The 21,363-nt window shown below is 43.1% G+C and carries 20 protein-coding genes; 12 read left to right on the top strand and 8 right to left on the bottom strand.

The window, feature by feature from the left end; all coding sequences use genetic code 11:
• Nucleotides 1-215 precede the first annotated feature (215 nt).
• Nucleotides 216-1,304, top strand: a complete 1,089-nt coding sequence (locus FXO12_RS10315; protein ID WP_122767662.1) for a PIN domain-containing protein — start codon at nucleotides 216-218, stop codon at nucleotides 1,302-1,304.
• A gap of 115 nt (nucleotides 1,305-1,419) precedes the next feature.
• On the opposite strand, the gene FXO12_RS10310 is transcribed toward FXO12_RS10315, so the two are convergent.
• Genes FXO12_RS10310 through FXO12_RS10300 form a run of 3 tightly spaced genes read right to left on the bottom strand, consistent with a single transcriptional unit; the run spans nucleotide 1,420 to nucleotide 4,923 of the window.
• On the bottom strand, nucleotides 1,420-3,681 hold the full coding sequence (locus FXO12_RS10310; RefSeq protein WP_160049640.1) for a hypothetical protein: 2,262 nt from the start codon (nucleotides 3,679-3,681) through the stop codon (nucleotides 1,420-1,422).
• 2 nt (nucleotides 3,682-3,683) lie between these two features.
• Nucleotides 3,684-4,478, bottom strand: a complete 795-nt coding sequence (locus tag FXO12_RS10305; protein WP_160049639.1) for a hypothetical protein — start codon at nucleotides 4,476-4,478, stop codon at nucleotides 3,684-3,686.
• A gap of 10 nt (nucleotides 4,479-4,488) precedes the next feature.
• The gene (locus FXO12_RS10300; RefSeq protein ID WP_160049638.1) at nucleotides 4,489-4,923 is read right to left on the bottom strand and encodes a hypothetical protein; all 435 of its coding nucleotides are present in this window, start codon (nucleotides 4,921-4,923) and stop codon (nucleotides 4,489-4,491) included.
• 1,146 nt (nucleotides 4,924-6,069) lie between these two features.
• Between FXO12_RS10300 and FXO12_RS10295 the strand changes: the two genes are divergently transcribed.
• The 7 genes from FXO12_RS10295 to FXO12_RS10265 all read left to right on the top strand — a co-directional run bounded on the left by FXO12_RS10295 (nucleotide 6,070) and on the right by FXO12_RS10265 (nucleotide 14,289).
• A complete protein-coding gene (locus tag FXO12_RS10295; protein ID WP_160049637.1) occupies nucleotides 6,070-6,579 on the top strand; it encodes a hypothetical protein in 510 nt (169 codons plus the stop codon).
• Nucleotides 6,576-7,742 carry a hypothetical protein gene (locus FXO12_RS10290; RefSeq protein WP_160049636.1) on the top strand — a complete coding sequence of 389 codons (1,167 nt, stop codon included), beginning with the start codon at nucleotides 6,576-6,578 and terminating at the stop codon, nucleotides 7,740-7,742. The genes FXO12_RS10295 and FXO12_RS10290 overlap by 4 nt, the downstream gene beginning before the upstream one ends.
• A 154-nt stretch (nucleotides 7,743-7,896) precedes the next feature.
• Complete coding sequence (locus FXO12_RS10285; protein WP_256678953.1) at nucleotides 7,897-8,373, top strand: hypothetical protein; 477 nt, start codon at nucleotides 7,897-7,899, stop codon at nucleotides 8,371-8,373.
• Between the two features lie 122 nt (nucleotides 8,374-8,495).
• Nucleotides 8,496-11,612, top strand: a complete 3,117-nt coding sequence (locus tag FXO12_RS10280; RefSeq protein WP_256678952.1) for a hypothetical protein — start codon at nucleotides 8,496-8,498, stop codon at nucleotides 11,610-11,612.
• Nucleotides 11,609-11,917 carry a hypothetical protein gene (locus FXO12_RS10275; protein ID WP_160049634.1) on the top strand — a complete coding sequence of 103 codons (309 nt, stop codon included), beginning with the start codon at nucleotides 11,609-11,611 and terminating at the stop codon, nucleotides 11,915-11,917. Before FXO12_RS10280 ends, FXO12_RS10275 begins: the two co-directional genes overlap by 4 nt.
• 379 nt (nucleotides 11,918-12,296) lie before the next feature.
• Nucleotides 12,297-13,307, top strand: coding sequence for a hypothetical protein (locus FXO12_RS10270; protein WP_160049633.1), 1,011 nt, complete (start codon nucleotides 12,297-12,299; stop codon nucleotides 13,305-13,307).
• A 79-nt stretch (nucleotides 13,308-13,386) separates the two neighbouring features.
• A complete protein-coding gene (locus FXO12_RS10265) occupies nucleotides 13,387-14,289 on the top strand; it encodes a bacteriophage abortive infection AbiH family protein (RefSeq protein ID WP_160049632.1) in 903 nt (300 codons plus the stop codon).
• Nucleotides 14,290-14,362: 73 nt separating this feature from the next.
• Here the strand turns inward: FXO12_RS10265 and FXO12_RS10260 are convergent, their stop codons facing one another.
• The 4 genes from FXO12_RS10260 to FXO12_RS10245 form a co-directional block, all read right to left on the bottom strand.
• On the bottom strand, nucleotides 14,363-14,797 hold the full coding sequence (locus FXO12_RS10260; protein WP_160049631.1) for a hypothetical protein: 435 nt from the start codon (nucleotides 14,795-14,797) through the stop codon (nucleotides 14,363-14,365).
• Between the two features lie 439 nt (nucleotides 14,798-15,236).
• Nucleotides 15,237-15,590: a hypothetical protein gene (locus FXO12_RS10255; protein ID WP_160049630.1), complete on the bottom strand. Its 354-nt coding sequence runs from the start codon at nucleotides 15,588-15,590 to the stop codon at nucleotides 15,237-15,239.
• Between the two features lie 104 nt (nucleotides 15,591-15,694).
• Nucleotides 15,695-16,570: an N-6 DNA methylase gene (locus FXO12_RS10250; RefSeq protein WP_160049629.1), complete on the bottom strand. Its 876-nt coding sequence runs from the start codon at nucleotides 16,568-16,570 to the stop codon at nucleotides 15,695-15,697.
• Between the two features lie 112 nt (nucleotides 16,571-16,682).
• Nucleotides 16,683-16,970 carry a hypothetical protein gene (locus FXO12_RS10245; RefSeq protein ID WP_160049628.1) on the bottom strand — a complete coding sequence of 96 codons (288 nt, stop codon included), beginning with the start codon at nucleotides 16,968-16,970 and terminating at the stop codon, nucleotides 16,683-16,685.
• A gap of 258 nt (nucleotides 16,971-17,228) precedes the next feature.
• On the opposite strand from FXO12_RS10245, the gene FXO12_RS10240 reads away from it, so the two are divergent.
• Genes FXO12_RS10240 through FXO12_RS10225 form a run of 4 tightly spaced genes read left to right on the top strand, consistent with a single transcriptional unit; the run spans nucleotide 17,229 to nucleotide 20,750 of the window.
• A complete protein-coding gene (locus FXO12_RS10240) occupies nucleotides 17,229-17,660 on the top strand; it encodes a LexA family transcriptional regulator (protein WP_256678951.1) in 432 nt (143 codons plus the stop codon).
• A gap of 11 nt (nucleotides 17,661-17,671) precedes the next feature.
• Nucleotides 17,672-18,577, top strand: coding sequence for an abortive infection family protein (locus tag FXO12_RS10235; RefSeq protein WP_122752496.1), 906 nt, complete (start codon nucleotides 17,672-17,674; stop codon nucleotides 18,575-18,577).
• Nucleotides 18,570-19,463 carry an abortive infection family protein gene (locus FXO12_RS10230; RefSeq protein ID WP_160049626.1) on the top strand — a complete coding sequence of 298 codons (894 nt, stop codon included), beginning with the start codon at nucleotides 18,570-18,572 and terminating at the stop codon, nucleotides 19,461-19,463. The genes FXO12_RS10235 and FXO12_RS10230 overlap by 8 nt, the downstream gene beginning before the upstream one ends.
• Nucleotides 19,464-19,466: 3 nt before the next feature.
• On the top strand, nucleotides 19,467-20,750 hold the full coding sequence (locus FXO12_RS10225) for a Y-family DNA polymerase (protein WP_160049625.1): 1,284 nt from the start codon (nucleotides 19,467-19,469) through the stop codon (nucleotides 20,748-20,750).
• A gap of 5 nt (nucleotides 20,751-20,755) precedes the next feature.
• Here the strand turns inward: FXO12_RS10225 and FXO12_RS10220 are convergent, their stop codons facing one another.
• On the bottom strand, nucleotides 20,756-21,346 hold the full coding sequence (locus FXO12_RS10220) for a hypothetical protein (protein ID WP_160049624.1): 591 nt from the start codon (nucleotides 21,344-21,346) through the stop codon (nucleotides 20,756-20,758).
• Nucleotides 21,347-21,363 lie beyond the last annotated feature (17 nt).

Raw genomic sequence — 21,363 nt, 5'->3', positions numbered from 1 at the left:
CATCCTCGATCGAGCATTCATCGGCATCCACTGCGGTAATGTGGCTGGGAATAATAGTTTCCAAAGCGGCCCCAGCAAGGGGGGCGTATCGTAATTTCAGACATGGGGCCTAAAACGTAGTATGCAAAGCAATACAGCGAGTGGTATTTTTATACCAAAGCACCGACGCTCAAGATCGGCAAAACAAGAATCATTAAATGCTTTAGGGAGCTAGGATGGAAATCAAGTCACGGCTAGTTTTTCTAGATACCAATATTTTTGAAAGTAAAAATTTTCAGTTTGATAATCATAGTCTAAAGGCTTTTAAGAAGCTTGTTGACGATGAGGAGATTAGGCTTCTCATAACCGATCCTACAATTCAAGAAGTTAGGCAGCATATTAGAACTAAATCTGAGGAGGCGGTTAAAGAAATAAAAAAAGTAAGGCGCTCTGCGATGCTGCTACGCAATACTCCTGATTTTGCTGTGCATGGGATATTTGAGGAATTAACTGTTGAAGCGGTAGAGGATAGGCTATGCAGAAACTTCGACGAGTTTTTACACGGGGATAATGTTGAGCATGTCACGATTGAAAATGTGAGCGCATCGATAGTTTTCGATATGTACTTCAATCTGAGAGCGCCTTTCGCAAATGGCGAAAAGAGAAAAGAATTCCCTGACGCCTACGTGCTTTTAGCGCTGGATGCACTTTCAAGAACGCGGGGCTGGCCAATACACATAATCACAAAAGACAAGGATATGTTCAGGTTTTCGGAGACTCACTCCAATCTAATATGTAGTGAGTCCATAGATGTGCTAATGGATTCGATAAATAAAATAATTTCCATAGAACCTTCTGAATTTGCCGCTACCGCCTTCATGAAAGTACGTGACGAAGCTATAAAGCGAATAAGTGATTCTTTGAATGATATCACTATCGATATAATTGACTTTGGCAGATACGATGAGGCCTCGCTTGAAGATGTAAAATTTAGAGACCTAAATCTGGTTGATAGTAATTTAATTTCCGTCGATAAAGAATACTGTACCTACAGCCTATTATTTTCAGTTTCTGTCGATACAGTTGAAATAACTAAGGACTACGATAGAAGCCCATTTGATCGAGAGGATGATAGGTATTTCTTTGTTCTTGAAAGTATTCATGCAAAATCATTTCGAGCTAACTTTTCTGCTGAGTTGGTAATAGGCTATTCAGATAGAATTGATCACTCAATATACATTGAAGAGATAATTGCGCCGGATGTTATACCGCTATTAGACCCCTATGATCATGAAGTCAGACACCTTGATGTTAACGGTGACTAACATTGAGCCATGTTCAGGATTATCTACCTAAAAACCTCAAGATCCTGGCACAGCTTCAGCTGCATTCATCTTTGAAGCGTCCCACCAGACAAGGCCGGGCGGCCGATGAGAAACATCATGTCTTACCCGGTTTGCTAGGTTGACGTATAGGGCCTCTAGGCTTACCGAATGCTAAAGAACCTGGCTGATCCGGCTTTTCCTGCTCTGTGTCCGCAGGAGCTGAATGCGTTGCAAGGGCTGGCTTTTGATCTTGCGCAGCAAGTGCCGGCACATGGGCTGGTGGTTTTGCCGGTGGTGCGTCCTCCAGGGTTATCCCTGCTCTTATGAGGATGCTGTCCATCTCGTTGGCCGAAAGCTGCTCATCCTTGCGTAGGTCGTCAATGACACGCTTCTTCACTGCCTTCGGCAGATCGTTCAGATTTTGGACGTAGGTGAAGTCCTGGAAGGGTATCCCCTTGTGTATGCCATAGAGGAAGCCATATAGCTTCGGTCGGGCATCAACCTCACGATCCATTCTGTTGTTCGTTTGTATGAACACCTTCTTCGATTTGTTGGTTGGGTTTGTTGCTCTCATGGCTACCGCGTCCCTCACGCGCTGACGGTTAGATATCACGAGCTTCTTGTACTCTTTGTCCATCATTGCATCTGCTTCTCTGACAAGCTCTGGAGAAGGCGTGTAGTCCAGAAGCGTTGTCCCGCAGATACGTGATGCAAGGTAGAGATTCGCTTGCGTCCTCGGGTTCGGCTCCCCTGTGCAGCGGATCTTGGTGTGGCCTTTGGCAACGTGGATACTCATAGTGATGAGAGCTGAATTCAGGTCAGTCTGGTAAGTCTCTACGGCATTCCCAACGATTGTGCATACGTCTCTTTGGTTGAATTTCGACACAACGGTGTTCCCCAAGATCATCTGCTTGGTGATGGATGGGCCGTATCTACTGTTCTCGTTGAACCTTGTGATGAAGTCCTGGAGGGTTTCAGTGTTGTCTATGAACCTGAACTTGATCTTCTTCTTCCTGCCGTCCCCAATGGAGATTGAGCCGTTCGCCGTGGCTTCTGTGACCTGCTTTTGGATGTTCTGTTTCTTGATCATCTGGTAGAGACTGTTGATAGATTCGACTTCTTCCATGTCAATCTTCATTTGGCTATCTATGACGATCCCGGATTTTTTGGCAGAGATTTTGAAGTCGAATTCGTCCAGGTAGATGGACCAGCCGCTGACTTTACGTTCGCCACTTTTGTTTTTGCTGATATTTGGCACAAGCCTCGCGCCTAGCTCTTGGTACAGTTTTTTGTTCAGCTCTTCAACCCCATCGCTCATGTCGGTGGCGTTTATTAGCGCCACTGCTTTTGAGACGATCAGGGACACATCTGTTTTCGTTTGATTGGCTTTGTATTTGTAAGCTGCATGCAACTCGAGCACACCCTTGGTATGAGCAGGAAGGGTGTCTATAGATAGGAAGTCATCACCATAATCCTTGTGTTTTATCTTGATGTGTTGTTTCCCTTTGAGATAATCATCCACCACTTCAAAACCACTGTCCTGGAGGGCTTGTGTGAATTGTGGATAAGAGAAATTCTGCCCGATGAATTTTGAGGTGATTGACTCAATTCTATTTACTAGCTCAACGTCTTTTCCAAAGACTTCTCCTGTATTTGGGTTTGTTGAGACATCAATAGTTTTAGCTCTGTCTTCATGCTCCATCTGTAAAAGGAAAGGATATTTTTCTTCGAGACGGAATTTTACGTCTCTCATTTTCTTGATGATGCCGCTGTGTTTTTTGCCACGGAAAAAGCTTGGTCTGTACCCATCCAGTCTACGTGTAGACATTAGGACGTGTACGTGCGGATTCCCGTCTTTCAAATGCGGAACAATCATGTATTTAAATGCAATATCCGTTTTGGAATTAGACAGCTCAAGTAAAGTTTCTTTGGCAGAATTGATAAGGAATTTTGCTTTTTCTTCGTCAGTTTTTAGTGTGGCTAGCTCGTTGTCTGTACAAGAAACGATGAACGAAAAAGCATCCGCTGCTTTGGAGGAAGACTTTTTACCTTGGTTAGAATGTTCCATGAATTCATGTGCGCAAGTAGTTGCAAATTTTAACGTGTATTTCTTTTCTTCAAAGTCGTTTTTAAAGAGGCCAAGTTTCTTCATTTTGTATGGTGAATCTAACTGTACGTCCAGATTAGTTTCTGCGTATTGGGCTCCTACGTGAGTGTCCATTCCGTCATCGTTTATTTTTGGGAGATACAGGTATGCAACTGCTCCTTTGATCCTAACCTTTCCTCTTATTTCAGGATCAGAGGATTCAACGTACTTAATTTTTGCGTTTGATGTAATGCTTGCGAATTTAAGTTTAAGCGGTGCGGCAATTATCATTTTTACTCTCGTATTCTTATCGTTTTATTATTCCTATATTTCATGTGTAAAAGCTCCAACGCTTTTGATGCTTCAAGCATTGTGCGAACCAACAATTCTTTGTAGTCCTTTCCGATTTTCACAAGCTCATTCACGTCTCTGACGCGTCGATTCAGAAGGTCGTAAATGCGCTTTCTTTCGACGAAGAAGGGGTGCTTTGAGCTAACCCCAATCTTGAATATCTTGGCTTCTTCGATTGCCCTCACAATCTGAGTAAATGGATCGTCATCGTGTTTAAAAAACCAGTATGGTTCGTCCTCCAGCAGCGCAGATAGGCGCGTTTCGCTCTCCCTATAAAGCTCGGCGCTGCGTAAGAATTTGCGTTTGGCTACGGCCTCTACACCAGTGGTTTGTTCGACGTATTCGACGTGGACATAGGTGAATTTCTCACTGAGCTGGTTCACCTTAACGTGATGCTTCAGAAGCATCGTAAGCACGTTGGGGAGCTTGACCGTCTTGCCTTGCTTGGATGTGTACTGCTGGCCTGCACAGAGGTTGAAAAGCTGCTGGATGTTGCTCTGATTCCTGTTGAACGTGTCCTTCAACGCCGCAACGCTTTTCTGATCTTTCAGAGGAATGTAAATGTCTTTATCCCTGTGGAGATTGGTCAAGAAAAGGCTCACGCCTTTACGATACTTGGCGACGATCTCAATCTCATTCACGACCTCTGGAAGCCGGGTGTAGCCACAGGCAAATACAAGGTTTTGCAAGTCGGCTTTAAACCGTTCAGAACACCTAAATCTAAGATACGTTTTCATAAATCAACCCTCACTGCTGATGAGGGTAATTATTATTTTGAGGTTGAAGTTTTGTTTTGAAAGCTTCTTTTAATTTGGAGGTGTCTCGGATGTTAGTAAGGTTCTTCATTTCTTCTACAAAATCTAAAGCCTCAATTACTAATATTGAATATTCCAACTCGGAAATTTCTGAGGATATTTTACTTCTGGCATCGACCTTTGACTTTTTTGACGACTCATTCTTTTCAATAGATTTAGTTAAGTCATTATAGGTTTTTTTGGCGGTAGATTTCGCGCTGTCGCTGGCCGATACCTTGTTTAATATTTCGTTGGCCTTGTCTCGTTTAGATCGAATAGTATTTTCTTGATCTTCGAATTTTTTAATCTCAGCAGCTAACCTGTCAAAAGCGGCCTGCTTATTTTTAATCTTTACTTTTAGGTCTGTAATCTTTTTGGAAATATTCATTTTTAATGTTGTTTGTTTGTATCTATTATAGCATTTTTTATTTCGCAAATCGTTCGATTGGATTTCATTTGAAAAAGGTATATGGCGACGGCGCTGACTATGGTGAAAACGATCAGTTCGTCTAAGTTCTGATGTGCTGTGTATGCGAGAACAATCATGATTGTTGTAAAGCTGAAATTCAGTTTTAGAAAATCTGAAAAGTCGTTCCCGTAGGTCAATGCCCTTTGCTTAACCTTGTTCGAAAGATAGATCTGTTTGTACTCATAAATAGCGTTGTCGATTTCTATTTTTGAGGTGTTCAGTCTCGCTAAATTCATTGCCTGTGGAGTGTAATCTTCTGCCTTGCTTCGCACTGATTTGAACAGAGCTTTCCTGAATTTCGTGGGTTGAGTACGCTCGATTTCTTTAAGGCATAACCGCATGCTGTCTTCTACAGAGTTTCTATGGTCTAGGAGAATTTTGTATATTTCACCTTGCTTTAATTTTCGAGCTATCTTGAGAAATCGGAAATAGGTTTTTAGGTGTTTGTATATCATCGTGTTATCAGGTTGTTGTTCTCAGATTATAGCATTTGGGTAGCGCTCAATTTTCTATAAGATACCATTTTGGTGCTTTCACTTTTTTAATGATTCAAACCTGTTTTTCGATAACACTGATTCACTGAAAGCTTTATAAAATGCGGTATCTAAACAAGCGGAGCGCGATAGATTGTTGAAATGGACTTGTCCATTACCAACCTGACCTTGCCTGCTCTAAAAAATGCTTAAAAATAGCTTTATTGAATAACCAATACTTACCCAATGACGCATAGATCTTGGTGGAATTCCCGCTATCGTGGTTATCCAACGGGGGGAGGGGAGTGAGTGAGGCATCCGACCGCTGCGCAGCCGGAATCAGCATCCCTACCTGGTCTGTTGGCCGTGGCCGGGATCGGCTGTGTCTGGATGGTTCGTGTACGTCATACAGAAGCGGTAAGAGCTTTCCGTCAGATCCAATTTAGAGGTAGGACTGTGTGACGCTGGGGTGCCCTTGGATGGGATGGTGGGAGACGTGAGTTGCTTTGCTCCAGGGCGATGAGAGATGTGCTATCGGTGTGCCATTACCTTGGGTAGAATGCTGAAAATTTCACTCAAGCTAGGGATGGTTATGAAATCATATAAAGATTTAGAAAAATATATGCCAGTTAGTCCGAAGTCTTTCTTAATTGGACTCATTGCTGGTTGTTTTTTTGTGCATTTTAAGTTTGATGGGTTTGTCCAAGAAAATGCATCTTTTCTGTTAATGAAGTGGGGCGCTGTGATTGGTGCGATTACCATGTTTGTCGCATTAATATTAAGCTTTATTCCTGCTAAATTGTTGAAGGCAGCTGTTGTCGAAAAGATACTTGAAGCAACTAATCTGTTTGTCGGGATAGGTTTGTTTTCTTTGGCGTCATGTTTAATGTTTTACTCTAAAACTGGATGGACAACTGAGCTAACAATTATGGCTCTAGCGGGATTGGGTTATTGGTTAGGCATTAATCGCGCATTTTACCAAATATCTCATGTGGAAATGTCAAACGGTAGTAGAGTATTTATTTGGGTTTTCTCAATAATCATCCTAGTGATTCTAGTTTATTTTCTCAAAGGAATGATTCTTGAAGGTAAGCTAAATTGATTAAAAAAATTTGGGCTAACATCTGTGAGTACCCATGGATCTCCGGTGTCATCGGTGTTGGCCTGCTGTTCATTTTAGGTATATTCATTACCTATGGCGTGACCCTCGGGCCGCTCTCTCACAAGCATGGAGCGTGGAGTAGCTTTGGCTCGATGTTGTCCGGTGTTTTTACCTTGTTTGGAACCACGGCAACTATAGCTACTCTGTTGTTCTTGAGTGCGCAATTTAAAGAGCAACAGAAAGTCACAGCAAAACAAATTGAAGCCTTAACGTTTGAGCAATATAAAAATCATCGAAGTCTTTTTATTACTAGGCTTGACGAGATTTCAGACCTATATCCAGGCCAGATTAAGTTTCGCAATCCTGACTATTTATACAATAAATTCTTTCCAAGAAATAATTCAAGTTTTTGCGAGTTTAAGCTTTCATCGGACTATGAAAATAAGGATCTAATTAAAATCTACAACTCTTTCAATGAGCTAACTATTTTATTCCAGGGTAAGCTGGATGAATATGAGGTTTTGGATATAGTTGGTTGTGTCGATGGGATCTCAGATTGGTTACAAATCAACTATATTTATGAGCATCGGGATGGTGATGTATTGTTTGCCGATTGCCATCTCGGTCTAAATATTTACTCGCTGGATTCGAGTATTTCTAGATTGTTTACAATATTTAATGATTTGTTGTTTTTTTCTGGCGCTTCTAGAATTAAACCTATTGAGTATCTTGATTCCGATGAGCGAGTAAGATTTGGATTTCTAAAGTTCTATTCACGTGCATCTGCTCGAATGGAACCATACGTTGTATTTAACGATGTCGATCTCTACTCTATTCATAATGTGTATGTTCTTGTTAAAGAAATACACTTGATAGATTGTGGTGTTTTAAATTTATTGGAATGGCATTTGGATGCTATTTTTAAATCGCATAGCACTCTTGGTGCTATTTACAATAAAGAGCTGCTTGAGGGTCTCGTTAAAGACAATATCAAAGAGATTGATTCAGTGTTAAAAAATAAATCTAACCTTAAAGAGATAGAGAAAATTGAACAGGTTTTGTCTATTCTTCAGGGTATGAGTTCCCGATTCTTCAATGCGAAATTAAGTCAGCTGAGATTTAAGTCGGGTCTTCCAGGTGGGAAAGGTTTTATTAATAAGTAATGGAGTTTTATTTTTTACTGAAAACCAATCTGTGACTTTGATTATGTTATAATTGGAGCATAAACAAACTTTACTACAAATGAAAAATCAACCAACAGACTCTGAAATAAAAACTCTACTACACGTCAAAAGGAATCTCCTTGAAGGTGTAGGCATGAACCTTGTTCGTATCTTGCCTATAGCGTTCTTAGGAGGATTCGTTATCAAGTCCAATATCTCTTTCTTCATAAAAGAACCCTTGAACCCAAGCTTCTTTTTCTACATATTCACGATGACGTTCCTATTGAGCTTGATCGGTGTGTTCTCCTTGGCTGCTCTCAGAGCGAAATGCGCTATCAAGGATGCTTCGTATACAGGCGGATTCAGTGGCGCTCTGAAGCAGTCTGGCGAGATCCTATCGGGAGATATTCTTTCACCTGGTGAGTACTTCAACGAAAGGAAATTGGTCATCAAGGATGCTGCTGTGTGCTTCCTTGCCCCTTCACTGCTTGTCGCTGCTGTCGGGTTCGCAGGATTGCCTTATTGGGTCAGCTTGATCGTATTAGGCGTTGCTGTGTGCCTCTGGTCTTCAAAGCTCAATGGTGTCCAGGCAGAGGCATACAGGCAGATTGTAAGCATCACTACTAAGTAATGTGCGATGGAATCAATGGGCTGCATGTGCGGCCTTTTTTTATGAATAAAAACAAAGAATATGCCTAACAGCTAACTCAAGAGTCCGAAATGGTATAATTAAGAAAACAAATCCAAAACCTAATGCGTCAATTCAAAATTCTGGCAATGCTTTTCCTCATGCTGATTGGCTCCCAATCACATGCTTTCGAATATTCAAACCTTTGTGAAGTGATGAAAACGGCAACCCCTCAATCTAAAGGGCTTGCCTCACAAATCACACCTGGAATATTCAGCTGTAATGAAGACCAAGCCTTAAGCGTTATTTATTCTCTTGAAGGTGGGAACTCTACCGCCTTATCTACCATTAAGCCGATTCTTAAAAGCGGCGGTATGAGTGAAGATCATTTTTCCACACCAAACCCAGTGCTTGATGCGTTTACGTCTTATATGTGGAACATGATAATAATCATTGTTGGCGCTTTAACTGGTTATATTGTGTATAGTTTTTTGGTTGACTGGTATCAAAGCCAAAGCATTCAAGCATCGTTGAAGAATAACACTACCCGTATCGTCTCCATAGTCATGTTAATAGTCTCGCCCTGGACATTTAGCATGTTTGCACTGCTGTTTGCAACAATATCAATTATGTTTTCCAACAAAGAATTGCTTGCAGACAGTTTGGGCAAGCTTTCAAAGGTCGATGATTACAACGTAATCAGACCCGAAGAAAAAATGGTTTTTTCTGCAAACGTCGAACGTATTAACGATATTGCAACTGAAGACACAAGAACAATAGATGCCCTTTTCGCAAATAATCGTATTGCTCTTGGAGAGGCAGGCTATACGAAAGAAGGGATGCTTAAAATAATCGCTGGAAGCGGATTGGAAATTTCCAAAGAAGAAAATTCTTGGATTGATAGTGTCAATGTTGATGTTACTACAAATATAAAAAATATCGTTAACTTGGTAAATGAAGTCCACAACTATCCAATGAGAAAGACTGCTGATTACTCTATGAGCGATAGGGCATTGAAAGGATACCCAGCGAGCGTAGGTAAATTCGTTATTGGATCAAATGGTGGTGATGTTGAAACTCTTACTGGTCAAAGTCTTAATGACGGCACGATGAAGTCGATGTTCGAAAAAGGGGCAAAGGCTAGTACAGAGATGTTGGGAGGTTCTTCGACATATCTTAATAACGCTTTCAAGCTTGGTAAAAAATACTACGCTCAAATCAATGATGATTATTTTCAAACCTCATCAATGAATGTTGTTGATGGAAAATTTGAGGTAGAAGAACAATCTATAGTAGATGATTCTTATGCTAAAACCAAAGAGCTGATGGGTATTCTTGAGATTGATCAAATAGGTGTTAGTAAATCAGCAGATGCCGAAGTCATAAAAGCTAAGTTTGCAGCCAATATTTTGTCTGGATATATGGGGCATGATTTTGATAAAAATGGTGCTTCGTTTAGAAATATCCTCAATGCGTTTAAAAACACTATTGTCCGGGCGAAGCTTGATGAGTATTGCACTACACATTGGTTTGAGCATGAGGCTTCTAGACGTGCGATAGCAGTATTCAATGAATTGCCAAATGACACGAAAGGGCGTGATTTAAATCGTATGCAAGGCATAGATTTTGATATGCAGTGCGCGACCCTCAATGCCTCATCATTAAAGATAGAAATTCTCGGTAGCCCAAACGAATCTGATGCCAAAAAATTCAAAGCAAAACAATTAGCCTATTTGACGGCATTTAATCGTGCCTATGATCTTTTTTACATTGGCGTGAAGAAGGCCCTACAGGAAAATAAAGAAGGCTTGGATATTCTCACTTATGAAGTGCTTTCAAATGTTCAAAGGGGAATATTAGGTGCTGCTTTGTCTACTCAAGCAATTACCCAATTCGAAAGCAATAAAAATCTCAGTTCACAAATACTCAAGAATTCTTTCTTTGTGTATTGGGATAATGCTGATGTGAAGAATTATGATTATGTAAACAAAAAGATCTTGTGTGGAATCACTGATGTTAAGCCTAATGGCGCAGATGGTGCCTGTAACCTGACACCTTTCGCACCAGTCGATTACAAAGGTCTTTACCTTTCTCCGATCATGAACATCACGCCTTCGACGTTGACGGAAAACGACAGTTTTCTTAGTAAGATCGATTTATATAAACTCATTTTTGAGATGATTGGATTAGATTTTACGTCAATTAAGGAAATGGCCGGTTTCGATCCCAGCTTGTCTATTCCTAAAGGGCGCGCTCAATGTGCTTCAAATCCTCAAAGCTGCGAGAATAACTATCATATTGGTTTGGCTGCGGGAATGTACAAGCTTGGCTCTGAAATGTTTGATTTCGGTGTGAACATTATATTAATCAAGGCACTTACAGGGGCTGCTGATGGTGCGCTTGATGGTTTGATGGAATTAATTGGTAATAGTGATTCGTCTTCGTCTGCAGGAATTAACACAAGTAAATTCACAGGTAAGCTTGCGAAGTTCTTAGGAGCGTTAAGTGGTAAAACCCTTCAGATAGTCGTTAAGTCGATGGATATTATCATGTCGGCATATTTACCACTTGGATATGTCTTTGCTGCTTTGGGTTTCTTTTGCAAATACATAATGCCAATGCTCATGTTTTTCATGATTTTGGGGCAGTTGATTAAGTTCGTCTATTTCGTGATTTTCTTCAAATTTATAGAAGTGCCGGTTCTTCTCAGCTATTCAACCATAAGCGGCGACAGTAAGTTCATCAAAATAATGGGCTGGAAATTCGTTTACCTTATTTCGTTCATGATGATCCTGATGTTGTTTATGCTGGTTATGAATTTCATGGGTAATAATCTAGACGCTAGAGCCGTGATTTGGGGAATCCTTGGCATGAGCGACGGAACATTCATTGGGGATATTCTTTCGATTCTCATGGTTGTGGTTTACGCAATCTACACGTTGTTCATGCTTTATAAGCACGGAATCGACTCATTCAATAGAGTGATGAAAACTATATCGAATGAAGATGCCATTCACGATGATTCTGTTTCTAGAATGCAAGCTTTCATCATGCACCCACAATTGCAAAATGCTCTTCACGCAGGCATACCCATGTTAGGTAACGCATTTGATAAAGTGGTAAAGAATAACGCATGGGCTAAAAGCTATGATGCAGAGAGTAGAAAAAGAAAGGAAGAAATTCGCAAGCAGTTCTCAGAAGAAGAACGTAAAAACTCTACAACAACAGAAGGTGAAGCATGAGTGAGAAAACAAAACCAAAGCAATATGGCCTTTTTATATTTATAATTTTTCTAGGTGTTTTGAAGGTGTGGGAGGTCTTCAGTGTTGGTCCCGCTTTGATTACGGCATTCGCTTGCGCGATATTGTTTTTGGTCTTTCTGCTTGGTGTACGCATCAATCAGAATTTAGACAAAAAGATTGAAGAGCATGATGCTAAAAATCGAGCTGTGATTGACCACAATGAGAAGTTGATAGGGTTGGAAATGGCGCGCAAGAATGAGATCAAAAGGCAGAAACTGGAAAAGCTTGGGATAGGTGATTTGTGATGCACGTTAATGGTTTCACCAGAGCCTTTCTGTGCGGTTTCCTTGCCTTGAGCTTGCCGTCCGCCAGTGCTGGCAGTCATCGACTCTCCAGCGCGGTTATACAGCCTTTTCCTGTTGCTGTGATGCCTAGCGCTGTGGATCTGGAATCCTTGTCCATTGCTAACCTGGTGGCATGGCCTGTGAGCTGTTCTGCGGATGCTTACACTCTGCATGAAGGGAAGAAGACAAACGTGTTGCGGGCGCTTCTTGGTGAAGATGTTGAACCCTTCACCGTGGCTGGTAGGTAAGCTCCCGTTCACCCTTTTGTAAGGGCTCGCCCTGGTGTTGTACAGTCCCGCAACAGCTAGTCATTTTTGGAAAGGAAACCCCTGGGTTCAGTATGAAAATTTGGGCTTGTGCAAAAGATGTGAATGGATTTATCAATCGTGAAGATGGCAGATACAAGCTTTTTTTCATCTGGCAAGCGTTGAAGATCAAGCGTGAGAACTACCAGTATTTTGAGTCTTTGTCCTTCTACAGCACTCACTCACGCGAGCATAAGCGGAAGCCGATGGTGGCTGTTAAAAACGGTTGGTTCAGATATAAAAACCTCGACAAGGCACCTGGTGGAAATTCGGATAGTGACGGCGAGTCCATTTCCCATGCTTTCGTAATCGCTGCATTGGCGCAGCTCGAAACCATCAATTTCGTCTTTGGCAACCAGATGGTGCCGTTCAAGTTCACAAGGCTCGTGGCTGACGAAGCAGAGCTTCGCTTTGGCAATGGACGCACTTACTACCCTGACCTCTACGGAGAGTTCACAGAGGACAACCCCTACTATGAAAAATGGGGTGGGAAGGTCGCCATTGAGGTGTGGGTGGAGCACCAGTGCGAACGTCCTAAAATCAATGATTTTGAGGCGCATTGCGTACCCATCATTGAGGTAAAGGTGGGGCCAGGTTTGAGAGTCGAGCAGCACATTCGCCAGGACGATATTGAAGGTAGCCTTGAGAGACGATTTGCCAAGACAAAAGAGCTGCTTTCTCAAAAGGTCTTCGCCAAGATTATTTCTGATCCGGTCAGCACCAAATACCATCGTGAATTTGCCTCTGCCCAATCTGACAAGCTCAAGGGGGTGGTGGCTAACGCCCAACTTGCCTGTGCGCTCCTTGAGAAAAAGATTTCTGCCAAGGATGAAGAGCTTAATGTCACTCACAGCAGGCTTGTAAAAGCTCATGGCCTTTGGCAGAAATCGAGTTCAGAACTCACTGAGCTGGAGGGAAAAACTTCCGACCTGAAAGCCACGCTTGATCGCAAGGAGCTGGAATTGCAGCATGCCCGTCAGCAGCTTGTCGTTGAGAAAAAGAAGAGCTTTTGGCAATGGGTGAAAGGTCGTTTTAGTCGGGAGTGATTCGGGCAACGCGGGCACAGTTCCGCGAATGCCTGCAAGCCTATAATGCGGTTCTTCTCAATTTTTCTGGATGCCTTGTATGGATGCCAAGACGCTTTACATCATCGGCAACGGCTTCGACAAACAGCATGGAATTCCCTCTGACTACCTGGACTTCAAAGCATTCGTTGAGCTTCATGACGACGACGTTTTTGGATGGGTTGAGGAATTCGTACCTGCGGGGGAAGACTGGGCGCATCTCGAAACTGCGTTGGCTGAATTGGACACAGGTTCCATCATCGAGAGCCTCGAGCATTTCATGCCCTCGTATAGCTCGGATGAATGGAGTGATTCGGGCCACCATGATTTCCAGTATGAGGTTGAGCGTGTCGCATCCGGCCTGTCATCAAGGCTGCAAACGCTTTTTGCTGAGTGGATAAGGGGTCTGCCAATACCAGATGCCGCGAGCGCTCCAGTACGGTTTGGTAGCCTCGACTCGCAAGGCTTTTACCTCACCTTCAACTACACACCAACCTTATCGATGGTGTACGAAATTGATGACAGTCGTATTTTGCATATTCACGGAAGGGGCGATGACGAAAATGCGGACCTGATTCTTGGACATGGTTGGGCACCTAGTGAGCGCCAGTCTCTGAACCATAGCTCTGATCTGGAAACGCAAGATACGCGGCTAACCGAGGCCCTGGACGAGCTGGATAGCTACTTTGAAAAGACCTTCAAACCTTCCGAAAAAATCATTGCTGAAAACGCTGATTTCTTTGAGAGATTGGATTCTGTGGAGGAAGTGGTGGTACTCGGTCATGGCCTGTCGAAAGTCGATCAGATGTATTTCAAGGCCATTGTGAAAGGACTGAAAGACCGTGGCGTTGTCTGGACGGTTGCCGTCCGGTCTCCTGACTCGTATGAGAAAAATCGACTCGCCTTGCTCGGTTTTGGTGTGCCATCTGAGCAAGTGTTTTGGAAGCTATGGTCTGATATGTGATCTGACGGATAGTTTACAGCTCCTTCTGTTAAGCCAAAAAAAGCCCTGAAGGGCTGTTTTTAATCGGGATGAATTAGTCATTTGACTCTTCTATCATTTTGAAATACTCAAGCTCATGAAGTAAATCTAGCTTTTCCAATTCATCTAGGAAGCTTGATGCTTCTAATGTTTCTATTAAAATACTTTCGTACTCGATAATGTCCTCAACCTTAACCTCCCTTTCATAATCATAAAATTCAATTTTGGATTCATTGTGTGTTAATTCGGCTCTGTGCAATAAATCTGAATATTCACAATTCTTTAACAGGCCGGTTTCCTTATCAATTATGACTATGAATTCGTAAAACAGCTCAAAGTGCACATCCTCTCTTCTGTGGCCATGAGTCAAGGTGCATGTACCAAAAAGTGCGTTATTTGAACAGTGCGTTTGCTGATCGTAAAATCTAATTGTGCAAATGTACTTGGTATCAGCAAGGTCTTGAATATTTATTGTTTTTAGTGGTTTCATGTTGTTGTCTCCGTTTTGAGTAGCTTAATTGCTCCCATGTTGTATTGTTAGCAGGCAAGTGCCTGCAGGTTATCATTCTTCAATTATGTTTCTGTCGAAATGATCATATGACAAATTCCCCTTATGGTGTCTAATAAGGTCAGCGTCTCTGATTAATATCTTTCTGCATGTTGTTATGGTTTTGTCATCGTTTATAAATGTAGCGTACTCTACTACCATTGTCTTTTGGCTATTATAATAAATATCTTGGATGCCTACGATGCTGTCGAACAAGTTGGTGTGTTCAGGTTTCGCTTCATTGATGTAGTTTTTAATTTTTTGTTCTTTTGTGGTTCTCATGATTTGTTCTCCTGTTTTTTTGGAATGAGTAATTTCCTTCCATATAAATATAGTACCATTTTCTTTTTAAAAAATTAGGGTTAAGAGCAAAAAACCCTAATTAATTTGATTTTATTTTCAATAGCTGGGTTAGGCTTTCTTCAAAGTTAATGTTCAGAGTCTCTGTTTCTTTCCATGCCAAGAATTTACGGTAAAGTTCTTTTATTGCTCGGTCAGCATTCCCGTTGATTTTTCTTGGAAACCTTAAGCTTTCTTCAATCCCAATTCCTGTTGAGTACTCTTCAAATATTGGGTCTTTCGTAAGCACTGTTTTGGTTCTTGTCCTTTTCAACTCGGTGTAATAACCGATCCTTTCATCGCTCTGATTCGTGATGTAGGCACGCATATACCCTTTATTGGAATACCTCTCTTCTATTTTGTAGCCTTGATTTACAATCTCGTCATATAGGTTCATGGTTTTAATGGTTGTTTTAATTATCGTACCATTTGATTTTGAAATTGTTAGGGTTAGACGAAAATAACCCTGTCTTTTATTTTCCTAATTCTTGGCTCACAAATTTATGCTTCAGCAACTGATGGTAAATCGCTGTGTACTCTCCAGGCCTCGCTATCTATAAGAGGTGTGACATTCGCCGGGTAGCCAAATATCTCGTAATAGCCACACGCACGAAGCTTCTCTTCACGAGTCCTGGCGCGTGATTCATAAACCTTGGCAGGGGTTATGAACCTGAAGAGGTAAGGATTTCCAGAAGTCCACTCTGTAATCACGTTTGAGCCGTGTTGTGTGAACTCGCAAAGGTCTATGTCGTTAATCACTGTGTTGGCAATGATCTGGAGGGTCGTGGTGCAGCACATGAAAGGGTCAATGTCGTTCGCTATGACAGTGGCATTTTTCGCGTGATGGGGATTTCGCTTCATCATTTGCTGCAGTGGTGCCAACACTAATGCACCAGCCCCGCAGCACATTTCCATGACCTTGAATGGCTGGTCTGTCTGCATAGGCATGAGTTCGGAGCATCCGCTTGCGAGGCTTGGAGGTGTCAGACACTGCCCGAGTCCTTTCCCGCGCTTGCCCACGAGCAGTATGCTTTCTAGGAGAAGTGACAGAACGTCAGTGTATGCAGGAGCTATAGACACGATTTCAAAGTACTGTGCCACTGCGATACTGAGTGCTTCGGAATCGCAATCATCGATCTGTTTTGAAGAGATTTCGTAAAGGGAAGGGTGGATCACTATGCATTGCATAGTTTCTGCGTCTGACAAACCCAATCGCTTGTACCGTTCGATGAAGAGCTTTAGCTGAATATTCAGTGCGCCTTTCACGAACAGCTTGAATGAGTCTTCTTGGTTTGTTCTATCGTTTTCAGGACGATTTTCGTAAATCTTAAATATGGTTTTTCTAAGGGTTTCGATTTGGTTTTTTAATTCATTCATTTTTCACCTATTCAGTAATGACGGCGAAAATATAGATCGAATTAAATGTAGTTGTCAAGATTATTATTATAGTATTGGTTCGGCGTTTGATTATAAGAAAGCCCTACAGGGCTTATTTAATTTTGCTTTGGTAAAACTTCTGATATGCGGTCTTTTGTAGTTTGTAGTCTTCGCTATCATATTCACGTAGCTCTATGCTTCTATGATTGTTATGGTGGTTTAATATTGATACCTCTTTAACTAGTCTCATGAATTCAAGTGTGTATTTTTCTCCAAGTATTTTTGAATCTAAAATCGTAATTGCTATTTTTCCTTCTTTGTCGGTTCGTATGTTTAAATACGGTTCAAGTTCCTTTGGTGCTTTAATTTTTTTTGATGATTCTTGTGTGCTAACTATCATTCTTATCTCCGGCCTGTTGATAAAAGGTTTATTCCTTTTGTAGGCATATTATACCATTTAGGTTTTTTGATTTTTTGTGTTAAGGAAATAATCTATCTTCAATTATTCATTTCAGTTTTGGTAACGCTGTTTGCGTTTCGTCTGAATGAGTCTGTTAGGCTTTTTCGAAGCTCGTCTGTCGGATGGATCTGTAGGCCGCTTGTGGCCTGCTGGCACCTGAAGCCATACTGTTTGTATGTACAGTATGAGCAAGCCCCCATGTTTTCCATCCTCGGTCCTATCAATCCCCCTGTAGATCCTCTGCGAAAGCCCATCGTGGGCAGGGTTTCGTGTGGGTTTCCATCCCCTGCGCTTGAGTACTCTGAACCGCCTTTGAGCCTTGATGAACTGGTGTGCCTGCGTGAGCCTTCGCGTTGGTTGCTACGTGCTGACGGTGATTCCTTGCAGGGGATTGGGATCTACGACGGTGACGTGCTGGTCGTGGACAAAGCTTTGGAACCCCTCAATGGTGACATCGTGGTCGTGGTCATTGGCTCAGATTTCTGCTGCAAGGAGTACAGAGAACGCCTAGGAAAATCGCCCGTTCTGCTGGCTCACAATCCCCTCAATGCAAGCATTGAGGTGGGAGAGTGGGAAGACATCGAGCTGTGGGGTATCGTCCTGCACAACCTACACCGTGTGTCTCGATAATTGAGTGCTTTATGACTAGCAGAAAAGAAGCTCTTTCCCGTTTGACCAAGCAGGTACTGGAAACGCGAAGTGAGGTACGAGCAGGTCTGGAATCTGTAGAGATAGAATTGCGTGAGTCAGTTAATGGTCTAAGAATATACGCAACCGGTAAAAGAATAGATCTATATAGAATCGACGAATGGGACTGGGAATATGGAATGTTGCATTTCGACGGAGAAAATTTAAGGATTCTTACTTCCACAACTATGGAGGATGGTCAAAATTACGGAACGCCTTACGAGGGGCACATGACTTCGCGGCATATGAGCGAGATCAAAGACGACAATGCGATTATTAAACTAACTTCTCCTGACTCAATAAACTCTATTTGGAACGCATTGGAAGATCAGGCAAAGGAGATGCTTGGTGAGGCTAAAAGCTCCGCTAAACTCCTGTCCGAATTTTCGGATGTTCAAAGTGAGAGCATCCATAAAGAATTAGTAAACTTGATGGATGGCGACTATTTTGAAAGGCAATGGGTTCGCGCAAGACTTGCAATTGAGACAGATGCAAGTGACTCCTTAACGCGCACAACCCAATTCCTTGAATCGGTCTGCCGCCATTACCTGGAAAAACGTAAAATCCCTTTGGGTAACAAGAAAACCATTACAGATTTCATAAATGCTGTCGTAGCCGATTTCCCCCCGCTGAAATTTCCAAACGGCGAAGACCATACAGCAGATATTAAAGCCTTTTTTGGCGGCGTTAAGGGAATATCACAAAGTGCCGGGGCTTTAAGAACACATTTGGGTACGGCCCATGGTGGAGATAAAACCGCCAATGCTGATGAGGCGCGCCTGTCCAATAATCTAGCGGGTGCAGTGGCTATCTACATTCTGGAAAAGCTTAAAGAGCGGATGGTTGCAGAAAATGAGTGATGACGGATTTTCTGAGCTGGCAGCTCGATCAGCGAAGGTCAAAAACGAAAACCTGCAACTGCTGCTTGGGTTGAGAGCTTTCGAGCGAAAGCTTCTCGATTTGGTTGAGGGTCTTGGGTGTGGTGGCAACAGTGAAACCATAGTTTTTGATGAAATTCTTGACCAAGAAGGTGAGCCCATTGGGCACACGCTGTGCTATCTCACTTTCACTGGCCGAGAGCTGAAAATCTGCTGGAAAGAGGCGCCTCGACCAAGTGAGTTTGATTACTGGAATTACTGCACGTTGGAGGAAGCTGGCACTGATATGCAGAGGCGCGTCAGTGACCACAAGGTTCTGAATTCGCTGGTAGCTGACCTGCAGGTGAACCTGGATAGGGAGTACCTGAAAACGGCCTCTGTGGTTCAGTCCCTTTCTCAGTTTGTCACGGTCGAGAAGGCAGAAATTGACGCCGATCTGGATACGCTGTTTAGCGGCAATACCATGCTCCTGGAGTCCTGGATGAAGGCAAGGGGTTGTGTACTGACTGATCCAGAGCTTTCTATCACCTTGAGCTGCAGCCACATTGAGACAGTACTGAAAGCGTGCCTGAAATCATTAGGTGAAACGGGCTACCAGAAAGACGCGATTGAGAAGCTTGGTAGCAAGGTTTTGGACATCCTGAAAAAGTCCTCGGTTATGGACGAACCTACCTCGCAAATGATGCGTGGAGTAGGCACCATCTTCCTTGGCGTAGGGACCATCCGTAACGCCCAAAGCGTCTCTCATGGCAAGGATGATGAATACACCCCACCTACGTCAGATCTAGCTCAGACAGTGAATCATCTTGCCGGTGTTGCCTCTGTCTTTGTGATGAAGCATACCGACCTTGTGTTGACGGGGAGGTAACTCATGGCCGTCTTCTGTTTGGTTGACTGTGACTGCTTCTACGTTAGCGCAGAGCGTCTTTTCGACCCTACGTTGATAGGTGTCCCTGTCGTTGCATTGTCCAACTCAGATGGCTGCGTCGTTTCCCGCTGCCCGGTAGCCAAAAGCAAGGATTCCAGCACTGGTGGATTGGGCATAAAAATGGGCGCGCCGTTCTTCGAAATTAAGCACCTGATGAAGTCCCATGGGCTTCGTGTGGTGTCCTCCAATTACGCCTTGTACCAAGAAGTCAGTAACCGCGTGATGCGGGTTTTAGAGACGTTTGCGCCTCGGATCGAGGTGTATTCGATTGACGAAAGCTGGCTAGATTTCACCGGCGTCCAAGGCGACCTGGAGAAGCTTGGGCGTGAGATCCAGGCTGCGGTGAAAAAGCAAACCGGAATTGGGGTAGGGGTAGGGTTTGGGCCGACCAAGACTTTGGCAAAAGCTGCCAATTTCAGCGCGAAGAAATGGCGGAAGGAGACTGGCGGTGTCGTTGTTCTCATGGACGCAGAGCGCCGTGACAAGCTTCTTAAATGGATGCCAGTTGATGAGATTTGGGGCATAGGACGGAATCTATCTGCGAGCCTTCAAGGTATGGGAATCCATAAGGCTATTGACCTTGCACGGTATGACCGAAAGAGCCTGCGTAAGATGTTCAACGTGAACGTGGAAAAGACTTCGATGGAGCTTGAAGGGGTAAGCTGCTACGCGCTTGAAGACTCCCCTGAACCCAAGCAGACCATAGCCAGTACCAGAAGCTTTGGTGAGCGTGTTACTACGCTGCAGGGGCTGCGTGAAGCTGTTGCCACATATGCGAGTAGGGCATGTGCAAAGCTCCGGTCGGAAGGGCAGCTTGCTTCCTGTCTCCAGGTCTTCATCCAAACCTCACGCTTCGATGACAAGCCGTACAGCCGTGCTGTGATTTGTGGCTTGCCGGTTCCGAGTAACGACACTCGGGAGTTCGTTGCGTTGGCCCTTGATGGACTACAGAAGATCTACGTGCCTGGATATAGGTACGCCAAGGCCGGGATCGTGTTGAGCCAGTTCGTCAGTGGTGACGGCTATCAGCCGGATCTGTTCGCACCGGAACCACGGCGCAATTCTGAGACCTTGATGAAGGTGTTGGATGGGATCAATTCCAGGTATGGCCGGGGTAGCATCAGGCTCGCTGTAGAGCCACCCATTCCCCAATGGGGAATGAAAAGGGATTATCTGTCAGATAGTTTTGTCACTGACTGGAATCAGCTCAAAAGGGTTAAATGCTGAAGCCTTTAAGGCTTCATTTTTCGGCGGTTTTTTGAATTGGCATTGGTCAGCTCTTTATCAATTGCCTGGTCGAATATATCAACGGTGAGTTGATTGTTCATTTTGAAAAAGTCGTTTAAAGCAATTTTGAATGGACCAACACCGTCAAACACTCGGTCGGCAAACGCTTTATCAGCCTTGATAATCGCCTTGTAGTCATCCCCTTTTTGTTCATATTTTCTCTGCAAATCCCAAAAGCCAGTGTGGGGGATTCCTGATTGCTTGAAATAATTAGCGGTGATTCCTTCGATATTGTCTGTGTGCTGTAAATTGGCTAATGCGCGAACTGCTTGTTTAGTCAAGTAAGCGTTGCGACCAATAGCATCAGCTATTGTTTGTATGGCTTTATGCAAAGTATTGGTGTTATCCACGCTGTCAAATACAGCAAAGTCGTTGCCATTTATATTCAGGTTCTTAAATGGTTGAACAGATTGAATGTCGCTTGTTTGAAATCCCAGCTTTATAAAGCTCGTTTTTATGAACTCGGGAACAAACTTTTGACCTGGTTGGTTGTCGAATTTTGCTCTCAGATCTTTTAGTTCTTTTACTATATCCATGTTGGTGTTGGTTGTTA

It is taken from the genome of Pseudomonas sp. J380, assembly GCF_009827115.1.
In the GTDB taxonomy this organism is placed as follows: Bacteria; Pseudomonadota; Gammaproteobacteria; order Pseudomonadales; family Pseudomonadaceae; genus Aquipseudomonas; species Aquipseudomonas paracarnis.
This window is presented reverse-complemented; position numbering and strand designations above follow the sequence as displayed.